We start from the raw sequence: 12,413 nt of genomic DNA, 5'->3' as shown, positions 1-12,413 counted from the left end.
CCGCGGCCTACCGACTGTCGTGGGCCGACCCTTCGGGCTAGAGGGTCAGCCCCAGCCGCTCCAGCAGTGGTGCCAGCTGCGGGTCGCGGCCGCGGAACCGGCGGTAGGTCTCCATCGGGTCCACCGACCCGCCCGGGGCCAGAAGCGTGCGCCGGAAGTGGTCTCCGGCCTCGCGCAGGGGACCGGTCTGCTCCTCGAACCACGCCACGGCGTCGGCGTCCATCACCTTCGCCCAGGCGTAGCCGTAGTAGCTGGCCGCGTAGCCGCCGCCCCAGATGTGTGCGAAGTACTGGCTGCGGTAGCGGGGCGGCACCAGGTCGTCGACGAGACCCCACCGGTCCAGGGCCGCGCGCTCGAAGGCCTCCACCTCGTCGGCCGAGGTGGGGAGCTCGTCGAGCGGGGTCATGTGCCAGGCCAGGTCGAGCAGCGACGCCAGTTCGGTCTCCGCCGTCGCGTAGCCCTGCCCGAACCGGCTGGCCTCCTCCAGCCGCGACGCCCACTCGCCCGGCAGCACGCGGCCGGGCGTCCACGCCCAGTGCTCGTTGACCTGGCTGGGGAACTCCACGAAGTCGCGTTGCGTGTTGGCGCCGGACCGGGAGGCGTACTTCGAGTTCGCCAGCAGGCCGTGCAGGGCGTGACCGAACTCGTGGAACATGGTGATCACGTCGTCCCAGCTGATCGACGTGGTGGCGCGCGTGTAGTTGCAGTTGTTGGTCACCACGGGCAGCGTCCGGTCCCGTGTGGACTGGTCCACGATGTTGCTCATCCAGGCGCCGCCCTGCTTGGTGGGGCGGGCCCAGAAGTCCATGAGGAACAGGCCGAGGGTGGAGCCGTCGGCGTCGCGCACCTCGAACGCCTGGGTCTCGGGTGCGTGCCCCACCACCCCGTCGACAGGCTGGAAGGTGATCCCGTACAGCTCGGTGGCCGCGGCGTAGACGGCATCCAGCACCTTGCCCACCTGCAGGTAGCCGCCCAGTTCGGCCTCGTCGAACGCGAACCGTTCCCGGCGCACGATCGCCTCGACGTAGCTCCAGTCCGCCGCCGTGAACTCCTGGCCCGGCGCGAGGTCCGCGTAGCGGGTCCGCAGCTCGGCGGCCTCCTCCCGAGCCTTGGCGAGCGCCGCCCGGGCGAGCGGCACCAGCATCGCCAGGATCGCCTCGGTGCTCGTCGCGGTTCCCGCCTCGGCCACGATCGCCGCGTGGTGGGGGTAGCCCAGGAGTGTGGCGCGCTCGGCGCGGGCGCGGGCGATCGCGACGACCACGGCCCGCGTGTCGAACTCCCCGGCCAGCGCGCGGGTGGTGGACGCCTCGAACAGCCGACGGCGCACCCCGGCGTCGGCCAGCTTGACCGCGAGCGGCTGCTGCGTGGTGTTGACCAGGTCGATCCGGGCGACGCCGTCGCGCCGCAGGGAAGCGCGCTCGTCGTCGGAGAGGCCCACGAGTTCCTCCTCCGTGACGACGATGCCGCCGGCGTTGCGCGCCTCCCGGTTGAGCACCTCGAACCTCGTCGACAGCTCGGCCAGGCGCCGGTTGAGCTCCCGCACCCGGGACTGGGCCTCGGTGGCGAGTTCGACGCCCGCCCGGCGGAACGCGCGGAGCAGTTCGTCGAGCGCGTAGCGGTCCTGCTCGTCGGCCTCCCCGTCGCCGCCCTCGATCCGCGACCGGAGCGCCTCCAGCCGGGCGAACAGGCCGCGGTCCAGGAAGATGGCGTCCCAGTGCTCCGCAAGCCTCGGCGACATCTCCTCGTCGATGGCATCCAGCTCCGGCGAACCGTCGGAGGAGTGCACCGCATAGAAGGCGTTGAGGGTGCGGCGAAGCGTGGCCTCGGCGTCGTCCCAGGCGCCGAGCACGTTGTCGACGGTGGGTGGAGCGTCCTCGTCGCGGAGGCGGCCCAGCGCCGCCAACTGCGCGGTCATGCCGGTTTCGAACGCCGCCCGGTAGTCGGCAGGCGTCGCCGACGCGAAGTCAGGAAGCGTGAAGGGAAGGTCGGTGGTCAGGACCGGGTTGGTGGGCACGGGCACTCCTCGTCGTCGACACCAGCAGCCAGGACACAGCCGCGGTGAGCACTGTCAACCCCACCATATGCAGTATCACGATGCCGACGGGCAGGCCGAGGAAGTACTGCGCGTAGCCGATGACGCCCTGGAGGGCGACCGTGATCAGCGTGAGCCGTGCGGCCCGCGCGGGGCGGCGTTGACCGGTTCGGCTGAACAGCCACACGCAGGCGACGACCAGTGCCACCACCAGCCACGCGGACAGGGAGTGCAGCCGTGCGACGGATTCGATGTCCGCACCGTTGCGGGGGGCCGCGGCGTCGCCGGCGTGGGGTCCCGCCCCGGTCACCACGGTGCCCACCACGATGGAGGTCATGGACGCGGCGAATGTGGCGATGACGAGCCACCGGGCGCCGGGGGCCACAGGCGTGGGCGCCGTGCCGTAGCCCACCCGCAGCGCCCACACGCACACCACGATGAGCACGATCGACAGCAGGAGGTGCGGCGCCACCCAGGACGGGTCGAGGCTGGTCAGCACGGTGATGCCGCCCACGATGGCCTGGAGGGGGATCCCCAGCCCCACGCCGAGCGTGATCCACCACAGCGTGGAGCCGCGACCGCGGTTGCGCCAGGCGGCGATGAAAGCGCCGAGCGCGGCGGCGACAAGCACGAAGGTCAGCAACCGGTTGCCGAACTCGATCACCCCGTGGATTCCGTAGGCCTCGTGCGGAACGTAGGACTCGTCGGTGCAGCGCGGCCAGGTCGGACAGCCCAGGCCGGAGCCGGTGAGGCGCACCACGGCCCCGGTGACGATGATGCCCATATTGCACACCAGGGAGATCCACAGCCAGGTGCGCAGGGCGCGTTCGCCGTCCACCAGTTTCCTCAGGACGTCCACTTGAACACCTTCCACGCGAGCGTCAGGGTTGCCGCACACCATAGTGCGGCCACCAGTAGCGGCCAGCCTAGGGCCTGGCCCTGCGCCGCTGCCCGCAGGGTCTCGCCGAGGGCGCCGGTGGGGGTCCCGGCGACGATGGGGTGCGCCCATGCCGGAAGCCGCGACACCGGGAGCAGTACGCCCATCGGCATGCCCACGAGGTAGAGCAGGTTGGCGACGGCGAGGGTGGCCTCCGGCCGCAGCGAGCCGGCGATGGCCAGGGCGAGACCCGCGAAGGCGCCCATCGAGAGCACGCCGACGGCGAGAGCGACGGCCGCTGACGCCGGCGTGAAGGTGGGATCCCATCCCAGGGCGAGCGCCACCACGGCCAGGACCGCCACCTGGCCGGCCGTGATGAGCGCGATACCCAGGCCCTTGCCCAGGAGGATGCCGGTCTTTCCCAGCGGCGTGGCGGCCATGCGCTCGAGCACGTTGTAGCGGCGCTCGAAGCCGGTGGCGATGGCCAGCGTGGTGAGGCCCGAACTCCACATCGCCAGGGCCAGCACCGAGGGGGCCGTCTCCTGGAGGCCCAGCCCCAACCGGCCGCCGAGGAACCGCCCGCCCAGCAGGATCGCCACCGGGATGACGACCGCCAGCAGGGCCTGCTCGCCGTTGCGCAGGATCAGTCCGGCCTCGGTGGTGGCGTGGGCCCAGACGCGCCGGCCGAGCGTGGCCGGCGCGGCGGCGGGGGCGAAGTCCAGGGTCATGACCGGTCTCCGGTGGTGTGGTGCAGGAAGGCGTCCTCGAGGCTGCCGTGCTCGGTGAGCTCGGTCACGGTGCCGGAGGCGGTCACCCGCCCCCGGTCGACGATGTAGACGTAATCCGCGAGGGCCTCGGCCTCGTGCATGTCGTGGGTGGTGAGGACGACGGCGACACCCGCGGCGCGCACGCGCTCCATCAGTTGCCAGGTGGCCCGTCGGCTTCGTGGATCCAGCCCGGCCGAGGGCTCGTCCAGGAACACCAGGTCCGGCCGGCCGACGAGGGCGCCGGCGAGGTTGACGGCCTGCTGCTGGCCGCCTGACAGGCGTCGGTAGGGAGTGGTGGCGAAGCCCGATATCCCGAGCAGGGAGATGAGACTCTCCACGGGCTGTGGTGATGCGTACAGGCGCGACAGGTACCGCAGCAGGCGGAGCGGGGTGATGCCGGACCAGGCGCCGGTGGCCTGCGGCATGAGGCCGATGCGGGGGAGAACCTGCGGCGATCCCGGTGCGGCCCCGAAGAGGGTGAGGGCGCCGCCTTGGGGGTGCTCCAACCCGGTGCAGCAGCGGATGAACGTGGTCTTGCCGGCCCCGTTGGGCCCGAGCAGCGCGGTGATCCGCCCGGCCTCAGCCTGCAGTGTCAGCCCGGCGAGGGCCTGGACGGGGCCGTACGACACGGTGAGGTGGCGGGCTTCGAGGACGGGCACCCGGACAGCGTAGCGCCGCGACGGCGGGACAACTCCGCGGAGACCGGGGGCCGCCGAGGTCCCAGGCCGTGAGACTTAGGGTGGCCTTCCTTGAATTGTGAAGGAGAATTGGAAAGACTGACGTAGGCTAATTCGAGGAAGGGGTGAGGCAGGTGACCATTGGTGCGCTGGAGGGAACCGATCTCCCGACCCGACGACGCGTCGTCGATCTCATCATGAACGACGGCCCCCAGACGGCCAAGCAGTTGGCCGAGCGCCTGCACCTCACCCCGGCGGCCGTGCGCAGGCACCTTGCCGTGCTGCTGGGCGACGGCACGCTGACCTCCCGCGAACAGCGCGTGTTCGGGGTGCGTGGCCGCGGGCGCCCCTCCAAGGTGTTCGCGCTGACCGACAGCGGCCGCGCCGTGTTCCGCCAGGCGTATGACGATCTGGCCATCGCGGCGCTCAGGCGCCTGGCCCAGGCCGAGGGCCCGGAGGCCGTGCGGGAGGTCGCCGAGGGTCGGGTGGCGTGCATCGAGGACCGCTTCCGCGCCGCCCGGGACGCGGACCCCGAGCGCCCCGCCATGGACCTGCTCGTCGAGGCCTTGGCCGTCGACGGATACGCCCCCTCGATCCGCCCACTGCATTCGGGCAACCAGTTGTTGCAGCATCACTGCCCGATCGCGCACGTGGCCACCGAGTTCCCGGTGCTGTGCGAGATCGAGACCGCCCTGTTCGCGCGGCTGCTCGGCACGCATGTGCAGCGGCTCGCCACCATCGCCCACGGCGACGGGGTGTGCACCACCCACGTGCCGCACCGCCTGCCCACCCCCCAGATCCCGAGAAGAAAGTGACGTCAGATATGACTCAGACTGCACCGCAGGCCCCCGGATTGGGCGCCACGCAGGACGAACACATCGAGGCCCTCTCCAAGTACCAGTGGGGATGGCACGACAGCGATTCCGCCGGCTCCACCGCCAAGCGCGGTCTCAACGAGGGCGTCGTGACGAACATCTCCGGGTTGAAGAACGAGCCCGAGTGGATGCGCGACCTCCGCCTGAAGGGACTCAAGCTGTTCGAGAAGAAGCCCATGCCCACCTGGGGTGCGGACCTCAGCGGCATCGACTTCGACAACATCAAGTACTTCGTGCGCTCCACGGAGAAGCAGGCCCAGACCTGGGAGGACCTGCCCGACGACATCAAGAACACCTACGACAGGCTCGGCATCCCGGAGGCTGAGAAGGCGCGCCTGGTCTCCGGTGTCGCGGCCCAGTACGAGTCCGAGGTGGTCTACCACAAGATCAACGAGGAGCTCGAACGGCAGGGGGTCATCTTCCTGGACACCGACACCGCGCTCAAGGAGTACCCGGAGATGTTCCAGGAGTACTTCAGCACGGTGATCCCGGTCGGGGACAACAAGTTCGCCTCGCTCAACACGGCCGTGTGGTCCGGTGGCTCGTTCATTTACGTGCCCAAGGGCGTCCACGTCACCATCCCGCTGCAGGCCTACTTCCGGATCAACACCGAGAACATGGGCCAGTTCGAGCGGACGCTCATCATCGTCGACGAGGGTGCCTACGTGCACTACGTCGAGGGCTGCACCGCCCCGATCTACTCCTCGGATTCGCTGCACTCGGCCGTGGTCGAGATCATCGTGAAGAAGAACGCGCGCTGCCGTTACACCACCATCCAGAACTGGTCCACCAACGTGTACAACCTGGTGACCAAGCGCGCCGTCTGCGAAGAGGGCGCCACCATGGAGTGGATCGACGGCAACATCGGCTCCAAGGTCACCATGAAGTACCCGGCCGTCTACCTGATGGGTGAGCACTCCCGCGGCGAGACGCTCTCCATCGCGTTCGCCGGTCCTGGGCAGCACCAGGACGCCGGCTCGAAGATGGTGCACTGCGCACCCCACACCTCGAGCTCCATCATCTCCAAGTCGGTGGCCCGGGGCGGCGGACGCTCCTCCTACCGGGGCCTGGTGAAGGTTGAGCCGGGGGCGTCGCACTCCGCGTCGTCGGTGAAGTGCGACGCGCTGCTGGTGGACAACATCTCCCGCTCGGACACCTACCCCTACGTCGACGTCCGCGAGGACGACGTCTCGATGGCCCACGAGGCCACCGTGTCGAAGGTGTCCGAGGACCAGCTGTTCTACCTCATGAGCCGCGGGATGGGCGAGGACGAGGCCATGGCGATGATCGTGCGCGGTTTCGTCGAGCCCATCGCCCGCGAGCTGCCCATGGAGTACGCGCTGGAGCTCAACCGCCTGATCGAACTGCAGATGGAAGGCGCGGTCGGCTGAGGCCCGGCCATTCCTCCCCACCCACCTGTGATGAAAGTGAATTCTGACGTGAGTACTGCAACCATGCCCGACGCCGCACTGAACGTGGCGGGCGCCATCGAGACCATCGAGTCCCACCTGCACCCGGAGCCCAGCTTCGACGTGGCCAGGCACCCCATGCCCACGGGCCGCGAGGAGATCTGGCGGTTCTCGCCGCTCAAGGCGCTCCGCCCTCTCCTGCAGGAGGGCGCCGTGCTCGGCGGACTCGATTGGGCCGGCGACCTCCCGCCCGGCGTCGAGCTGCGCAGGGTGACGCCCGCAGAGGCCCGCGAACTGGCCGTCGAGCCCCCGGTGGACAGGCTGTCCGCCATCGCCGCCCAGCGCACCGCCGAGGCGGTCCACATGGTCGTCGCGGCGGAGTCCGTCATCGACGAGCCCATCGTGCTCACCGCCACCGGCACAGGCCAGCACGCGGCGGAATCCTTCGTCGTGGAGTTCGGCCGCCACTCCCGGGCCACCCTGGTGCTGCACTTCGAGGGGTCGGCCCAGTACGCGGCCAAGTACGACTTCCGCGTCGCAGACGGCGCCGAGATCAACCTGGTCTACGTCAACGACTGGGCCGAGGACGCCGTCCACGGCGCGCAGATCTCGGTGCAGGTGGGCCGCGACGCCCGGGTCCGCACCATCCATGCGTCCCTCGGAGGCAAGGCCATCCGGATCGCCGAACGCGCCAGCTTCGCGGGGCCAGGCGGGGCGATCGAGCAGTTCGGCCTCTACTTCGTCAACGGCGGCCAACACGTCGAGCACCGCATGTTCGTCGATCACAACGAGCCGCACACGAAGAGCAACGTTGACTACCGCGGCGCACTCCAGGGCAAGGGCGCGCATTCGGTGTGGATCGGCGACGTGCTGATCCGCAAGGTCGCCAAGCAGATCGAGACCTACGAGTCCAACAAGAACCTGGTCCTGACCGACGGCTGCCAGGCCGACTCGGTGCCGAACCTCGAGATCGAGACCGGCGAGATCGCGGGCGCCGGGCACTCGTCGACCACCGGCCGCTTTGACGACAACCAGCTGTTCTACCTCAACAGCCGCGGAATCCCGGAGGACGAGGCGCGCCGCCTCATCGTGCACGGCTTCTTCAACGAGATCATCCGCCGCATCGGCGTGTCGGCGATCGAGCAGCGGCTGCTGGCCCAGGTGGAGCGGGAGCTGGAGTTGGTCCACGGCAGCACCGCGACGAAGGCGCACGAATGAGTTTCGTCACCGTCGCCCAGGTCGCGCAGCTGGATCAGGACAAGCCGTTGGCGGTGGACGTCGACGACGAGCTGACCGTCGCCCTGGTGCTGCACGACACCAAGGTGTACGCCATCGAGAACGAGTGCAGCCACGGCAAGGTCGCGCTCAGCGACGGTGACGTCGTGGGCGGGACCATCGAGTGCTACCTGCACGGTTCCACCTTCGACCTGGCCACCGGCCGCCCGCTCAACCTCCCCGCCACCGCACCCGTCCGGGTGTTCGCGTGCCGCATCGAGGGTGACGACGTCCAGATCGACGTCGACGCTCCCGCCACCTACTGACGCACGGGGGCCAGCCCCCACCGACCCCCCACCTCGATTCACTCAGGAGAACCAGCAACCATGTCCACTCTTGTCATCTCAGACCTGCACGTCGACGTCATCACCGAGGAGGGCAACAAGCCCATCCTCAAGGGCGTCAACCTCACCGTGAGGCCGGGTGAGATCCACGCCATCATGGGCCCGAACGGCTCGGGCAAGTCCACGCTCGCCTACGCCATCGCCGGCCACCCGAAGTACGTCATCACGCAGGGTTCGGTGACCCTGGACGGTATCGAGCTCACCGCACTGAAGGTTGACGAGCGTGCCCGCGCCGGCCTGTTCCTGGCCATGCAGTACCCGGTGGAGGTGCCGGGCGTGTCCGTCGCGAATTTCCTGCGCACCGCCAAGACCGCCCTCGACGGTGCGGCCCCGAAGGTCCGCACCTGGGTCAAGGAGGTGGAGGGCGCCCTCGGGCGGATGCAGCTGGACAAGACCTTCTCCGCGCGCTCCGTCAACGAGGGATTCTCCGGTGGCGAGAAGAAGCGCCACGAGATCACCCAGCTCGAGCTGCTCAACCCCAAGGCGGCCATCCTCGACGAGACCGACTCCGGCCTCGACATCGACGCGCTCAAGATCGTCTCCGAGGGAGTCAACCGCTACTCCGAGCAGGGTGACCGCGCGGTGATCCTCATCACGCACTACACCCGCATCCTGCGCTACATCGAACCCACCTTCGTGCACGTGTTCGTCGACGGCCGCATCGTCGCCGAGGGCGGCAAGGAGCTGGCCGACGACCTCGAGGCCACCGGTTACGAGGCCTACGTGAAGGCGTCCGCGGCGGCATGATGCGGTCGGGAGCGGTGGTGGACGGGTCCCTGTGGTCGGGTGCGGGCTGCCCGACGGGGGCCGGCACGCCGTCAAGGCGGCGTGCCTTGCCCAGCGCCCGACCTACCGCGACCGGCCCCCTTCGCTGGCCCAAACCGACCACTGGGCCGTTTCTCCGCTCACATTCGACGCTCACAGACTTGGTGACCACTCATGTTGACTGAACAGATCCGCGGGGACTTCCCGATCCTGCAGCGCGGGGTGGGGGAGTGGCCCCTGGTCTACCTGGACTCGGCCAACACGTCGCAGAAGCCTCGTCAGGTCGTCGACGCGATCGCCGAGCACTACCTGCAGCACAACGCCAACGTGGCGCGCGCCATGCACCTGCTCGGCGCGGAGGCCACGGAGGCGTTCGAGGGTGCCCGATCCAAGGTGGCCGGCTTCATCAACGCCGCGCGTCCCGAGGAGGTCGTGTTCACCAAGAACGCGTCGGAGGCGCTGAATCTCGCGGCGCACACGCTGGGCTCGCGGCTGAAGCCCGGCGACGAGGTGGTGATCTCGGTGATGGAGCACCACTCCAACATCGTGCCGTGGCAGATGGCCTGCCAGCGCAGTGGCGCCACCCTCCGGTGGTTCGACGTGACCGACGAGGGCCGCCTGGACCTGGAAGGCGCCGTCGGCGAGGACCTGATCAACGAGCGCACCAGGGTGGTCTCGCTGACGTGGGTCTCCAACGTCCTCGGGACGAAGAACCCGATTGCGGAGATCGCGGCCCAGGCGCACGCCGTCGGCGCGGTCATGGTGGTGGACGCCTCCCAGGGCGTGCCGCACCAGACCACGGATGTCGCCGCGCTGGGGGCGGACCTGGTGGCGTTCACCGGGCACAAGATGTGTGGCCCCACGGGCATCGGCGTGCTCTGGGGGCGCTACGACCTCCTCGCCGAGCTGCCGCCGTACATGGGTGGCGGCGAGATGATCGAGGTGGTGGAGATGAGCCACTCGACGTACGCTCCGCCGCCGCACCGCTTCGAGGCCGGCACCCCGCCGATCGCGCAGGCCGTGGGGTTGGGTGCTGCCGTCGACTACCTCACAGGCATCGGCATGGAGGCCATCGCGGCGCACGAGCAGGAGCTGACGGAGTACGCGCTGGCGAAGCTCACCGGCATCGAGGGCCTCGTTCTCCTCGGCCCGTGGACAGCCGTGGACCGCGGCAGCGCGATCTCCTTCAACATCACCGACGTGCATCCCCACGACGTGATGCAGGTGCTCGACTCACGCGGCGTCGCCATCCGGGGCGGTCACCACTGCGCCCGCCCCCTGCACAAGCGGCTCGGGCACCAGAGCTCCACCCGGGCATCGTCGTACCTGTACACGACACGCTCTGAGATCGACGCGCTGGCCGACGCGCTCGTGTTCACCCGCAACTATTTCGCCCCGCGATTCGGAGGTTGACCCGTGAATATCGACGAGCTGTACCAGACGATCATCCTCGATCACTACCGCGAGAAGCACCACTCCGGGCTCCGCGAGCCCTACGAGGTGCAGGTGCACCACGTGAACCCGTCCTGCGGCGACGAGCTCACGCTGCGGGTGCACCTCGACGGCGACACCATCCGTGATATCTCGTACAAGGGGGAGGGCTGCTCCATCTCGCAGGCCTCCACCTCGGTGATGACGGACCTGCTGATCGGCGACTCGACGGCCCACGCGCTGGACCTCCACGACAAGTTCCTGGAGATGATGCAGAGCCAGGGCCGCATCGAGCCCGACGAGGAGGTGTTCGAGGACGCCATCGCGTTCGCCGGCGTCTCCAAGTTCCCGGCCCGAGTGAAGTGCGCGCTGCTCGGCTGGTCCGCCGTCCGCGACGCGACGCTGCAGGCCACCTCCCACAACCCCGCCGGCTGATCCGCCCAACCCCCGGCGAACACGCCTGGACAACTCTCGAAGGAGCACCTCATGTACACCCCAGAACAGCGGCCCAGCGACCTCGTCAAGGACGAGCTGCCCCACGTCGACCTCTCCCAACCCGCCGCCCCGGCGAGCGCACTGCCCACCGAGGACGAGATCCTCGAGGCGATGAAGGACGTCGTCGACCCCGAACTGATGGTCAACGTCGTCGACCTCGGCCTGGTCTACGGCGTCCAGGTCGACGAGTACGGCAACGCGACCATCGACATGACGCTCACGTCGCCCACCTGCCCGCTCACGGACAAGATCGAGTACGACACGAAGTACGTCCTCGAAGGCCTGGTCGCCTCGGCGACGATCAACTGGGTGTGGCTGCCGCCGTGGAGCCTCGAGGCGATCACCGAGGACGGCCGCGAACAGTTGCGCGCCATCGGCTACAACCTCTGAGTGGTCCGGGCCCTTCTCCCGCCTGGCGGGGTGGTGCCGTGCTGCCAATTCCCCAGGTTCTTCGGTGTCCAGACACCCCCGAAGTGAGCTACTACGTCGCGTAGTGTCACGGTAAGGGCGTCGCCGCCCCCGCTTCCGAAAGGGGGATCCACGCATGATCAAGAGGTTGTCGGCTGCACTGATCGGCTGGGCCATTGTTCTGGGTGGGGCGCAACAGGGGTGGGCGTCGCCGCCGTCAGAGGACACTTCGACAATCGGGTTGGATGGTGACGGCGGTCCGCGGCGGACAGATGATCCGGCTCCGCCACCCGAGGTCGAGGAGATTCTGGCCTCCCGTCGCGTCGCGCGCGACGCCGCGCTGCGACGCTTTGACGTCACTCCACAGGGAGTGGTGGCCAGTGAGTTGAGCAGTGCAGTCATCTGTGACAGCACTGAACGGGGACGTTCCGACCTACAGCTCCTATATGGTCAACAACTGGCAGCCTCAGCAGTGCTCCAATTGGTGCGGGCCCGCGTCGATGCGCATGGCGCTGAGCCACATGAGTGTCGTGAAGACACAATCCGAACTGGCCGCGTCGGTGGGGATCACATGCGGCGGAACCGGCACCTATCTCGGGACGATGCATTCGGTCCTGAATGGAATCGGGGGCGCGGCTTCGCGTGGGACATCCAGTGGCTGCCCTACACCCCGACATCCGCCGACAAGTCGACATATGTGGGGCGGCTCTATGTGAGCATCCTCGGACTGACGGGATCGGGACGACGTTATCCACTGATCGGAAACATGTACATGGTGTCAGGTGGGCCCCATGCCCCTGGCTACAGCGAGACGAAGACGTACAAACAGCATGTGGAAATCAGCGGCTTCAAGGACTACGGCGCCACGTCCCATGTGCGGGATCCCGCGAGTGGAATGTCAGGATTCGAGGCAGTGCCCTCGAAATACCATATCGATTCCAATAAACTCGTGACAATCCTGGGCGCTCGTGGGCTACCTCTACTGAGTGCGCTATGGAACGAGGACTCGGGCTCGGCATGTGGCTGGCCCTATTCAGCATTCTGTTGACGAGTTGCTC

Annotated in this window: 13 protein-coding genes; 9 read left to right on the top strand and 4 right to left on the bottom strand. The window is 68.6% G+C overall.

Annotation, left to right across the window (positions count from 1 at the left end; translation table 11 throughout):
- Nucleotides 1–37 precede the first annotated feature (37 nt).
- The 4 genes from ACX1D0_RS06610 to ACX1D0_RS06595 are packed head-to-tail and all read right to left on the bottom strand — an operon-like array spanning nt 38 to nt 4,335.
- Nucleotides 38–2,014: a M3 family metallopeptidase gene (locus tag ACX1D0_RS06610; RefSeq protein ID WP_459020081.1), complete on the bottom strand. Its 1,977-nt coding sequence runs from the start codon at nt 2,012–2,014 to the stop codon at nt 38–40.
- Complete coding sequence (locus ACX1D0_RS06605; protein WP_459020080.1) at nt 1,965–2,891, bottom strand: COX15/CtaA family protein; 927 nt, start codon at nt 2,889–2,891, stop codon at nt 1,965–1,967. Before ACX1D0_RS06605 ends, ACX1D0_RS06610 begins: the two co-directional genes overlap by 50 nt.
- Nucleotides 2,879–3,637 carry an ABC transporter permease gene (locus ACX1D0_RS06600; RefSeq protein WP_459020079.1) on the bottom strand — a complete coding sequence of 253 codons (759 nt, stop codon included), beginning with the start codon at nt 3,635–3,637 and terminating at the stop codon, nt 2,879–2,881. The genes ACX1D0_RS06605 and ACX1D0_RS06600 overlap by 13 nt, the downstream gene beginning before the upstream one ends.
- Nucleotides 3,634–4,335, bottom strand: coding sequence for an ABC transporter ATP-binding protein (locus ACX1D0_RS06595; protein ID WP_459020078.1), 702 nt, complete (start codon nt 4,333–4,335; stop codon nt 3,634–3,636). Before ACX1D0_RS06595 ends, ACX1D0_RS06600 begins: the two co-directional genes overlap by 4 nt.
- Nucleotides 4,336–4,550: 215 nt before the next feature.
- Between ACX1D0_RS06595 and ACX1D0_RS06590 the strand changes: the two genes are divergently transcribed.
- The 9 genes from ACX1D0_RS06590 (at nt 4,551) to ACX1D0_RS06550 (ending at nt 12,403) form a co-directional block, all read left to right on the top strand.
- A complete protein-coding gene (locus ACX1D0_RS06590) occupies nt 4,551–5,168 on the top strand; it encodes a helix-turn-helix transcriptional regulator (RefSeq protein WP_459020407.1) in 618 nt (205 codons plus the stop codon).
- 8 nt (nt 5,169–5,176) lie between these two features.
- The gene (gene sufB, locus ACX1D0_RS06585) at nt 5,177–6,619 is read left to right on the top strand and encodes a Fe-S cluster assembly protein SufB (RefSeq protein WP_459020077.1); all 1,443 of its coding nucleotides are present in this window, start codon (nt 5,177–5,179) and stop codon (nt 6,617–6,619) included.
- Nucleotides 6,620–6,667: 48 nt separating this feature from the next.
- Entirely contained in the window at nt 6,668–7,855 is a 1,188-nt protein-coding gene (sufD, locus tag ACX1D0_RS06580) for a Fe-S cluster assembly protein SufD (protein WP_459020076.1), read from the top strand.
- Complete coding sequence (locus ACX1D0_RS06575; protein ID WP_459020075.1) at nt 7,852–8,178, top strand: Rieske (2Fe-2S) protein; 327 nt, start codon at nt 7,852–7,854, stop codon at nt 8,176–8,178. Before sufD ends, ACX1D0_RS06575 begins: the two co-directional genes overlap by 4 nt.
- A 60-nt stretch (nt 8,179–8,238) precedes the next feature.
- Complete coding sequence (gene sufC / locus ACX1D0_RS06570) at nt 8,239–9,003, top strand: Fe-S cluster assembly ATPase SufC (RefSeq protein WP_459020074.1); 765 nt, start codon at nt 8,239–8,241, stop codon at nt 9,001–9,003.
- 192 nt (nt 9,004–9,195) lie between these two features.
- The gene (locus tag ACX1D0_RS06565) at nt 9,196–10,434 is read left to right on the top strand and encodes a cysteine desulfurase (protein ID WP_459020073.1); all 1,239 of its coding nucleotides are present in this window, start codon (nt 9,196–9,198) and stop codon (nt 10,432–10,434) included.
- Nucleotides 10,435–10,437: 3 nt separating this feature from the next.
- The gene (gene sufU, locus ACX1D0_RS06560) at nt 10,438–10,887 is read left to right on the top strand and encodes a Fe-S cluster assembly sulfur transfer protein SufU (protein WP_459020072.1); all 450 of its coding nucleotides are present in this window, start codon (nt 10,438–10,440) and stop codon (nt 10,885–10,887) included.
- Between the two features lie 51 nt (nt 10,888–10,938).
- Nucleotides 10,939–11,337 carry a metal-sulfur cluster assembly factor gene (locus ACX1D0_RS06555; protein WP_459020071.1) on the top strand — a complete coding sequence of 133 codons (399 nt, stop codon included), beginning with the start codon at nt 10,939–10,941 and terminating at the stop codon, nt 11,335–11,337.
- 154 nt (nt 11,338–11,491) lie between these two features.
- Nucleotides 11,492–12,403 carry a hypothetical protein gene (locus tag ACX1D0_RS06550; RefSeq protein WP_459020070.1) on the top strand — a complete coding sequence of 304 codons (912 nt, stop codon included), beginning with the start codon at nt 11,492–11,494 and terminating at the stop codon, nt 12,401–12,403.
- Nucleotides 12,404–12,413: the final 10 nt, after the last annotated feature.

It is taken from the genome of Tessaracoccus pujii, assembly GCF_054483895.1.
Note: the sequence above shows the minus strand (reverse complement) of the source record. Positions and strands in the feature narration are given on the sequence as shown.